1 protein-coding gene is annotated in these 1,519 nt (G+C 60.1%); it reads left to right on the plus strand.

Going from position 1 to position 1,519, the window contains the following annotated elements; all coding sequences use genetic code 11:
• Positions 1–1,204, plus strand: a 1,204-nt coding sequence (locus tag U4E84_RS17105) for a hypothetical protein (protein ID WP_322533305.1), incomplete at its 5' end; no start/stop codon positions are given.
• Between the last annotated feature and the right edge of the window lie 315 nt (positions 1,205–1,519).

Raw genomic sequence — 1,519 nt, forward strand, 5'->3', positions numbered from 1 at the left:
CGACACCTCTGGTGATCGTCGTGTTTACTGGAGTCTCGAGAGCCACCAAGTCGAGGAGACGAAACTACTCGTCGACGGTGATGAGGAGACGACGGCTGGCGGCTCTCACACGCCGGCGCTATCGTACTCGCTGGACGGCTACGCCGACGAGGAGCATGAACTCACGCTCCAGGCAAACATTTCGGTCCGGCTCCGGAAGGAAGTCGAGGTCTGTACCGCCCACAACGACGAGGGCGACTGTACTAACTGGGAGAGTTCCGTTTCATACCCCACCGAGAACGTCTCGGTGACCGATTCAATCGAGGTCACGAAGTACGATCTCGCGGTTTCGGGGTTCATCGCCGAGTATCCCAATGGCGATCTCGGCCTTGTCGTCTACAAGAACCAGCCGTGGCTCGGTTACCAGTTGCCCAACGGTGACGTCCGGGGTGTCTGGCGGTTCTACTCGGCTCGGAACAAAGACTGGGATACGCTGGTCTACAGCTCGGACGGTGGAGAGCGAACCGCGCACTCGCCGCTGCATCCGCTCCAGGTAAACGCCTACCCTATCGAGACAGGCCCGACCCCGTCGCCCCGGAGGAACGTGACGATACTGGACGTGTACGGCACGTCGACGTCGCCGCCGACGCTCCCGTCGAACGTTCACTTGGACGTCCTCACGGAACCGTACACGGCCAGCTACGGCATCGCAACACGCGCCACAACCGACGACCGACCCGAACCCGTCCGCGCGTGGGGACTCGTCAGAGGAGCCGGGGCAGAACGGCCAGCAGATGAGTTCGCTCGGATCCAGATCTACGAGAGCAATCTCACTCTGGAAGCAGTGAATCAGACCGAAGACAGCGTCACCGTCCGGGTCACCCTCCAGAACGCGGATACTGGCGCCCCAATCAACACCGACGAACGGGACGGGTACGTCGTCGTCGACGGACAGCGGTTGAATACGACTAGCAACGGAACCGTCATGACAACGCTTGAACGTCCTCCTGGCGGGGTGTCGGCGCGATATGAACCCGCCCACTGGTGGCTCAATCCACCCGGCTACACCGGCGATTCGGATACTGTCCTGTTGCAGGGGACGGTATTCCACATCCTATCGACGCTGTTCCGAATCGGCGTCCCTGTCTCGCTGTTCCTCTTAGCGGTCTTCTTTGTCGACCGCATCACCGGCTGGCGGATTTGTCCCCCATGGAGGTCACTATGATGTCCAGAAACAATCCTACACCCCACGATCGAGAGCCGGACCGATCCATTAGCCGACGCTGTCTCATAGCCTGGTCTACTACAGCTCTCTTATCCGGCGTCGCCGGGTGTTCAGGGACAAACAACCCCAGCAATGGGACGGAATCGTCCACAGGTTCACCGTCACCACCAGCTGATTCCGTGTTCCAGGGGATCGAATTCTCGGGTCCCAACCTTGTTGTGAGCCTAGCTGAGGATCACGATGTCGACCGTCTCAATCTGGTTGCCTCGGATGGAAGCACATTTGAACAGGCTACCGTGGCGGAAGGAGCGAGTC

It is taken from the genome of Halorubrum sp. AD140, assembly GCF_034497445.1.
Classification (GTDB): domain Archaea; phylum Halobacteriota; class Halobacteria; order Halobacteriales; family Haloferacaceae; genus Halorubrum.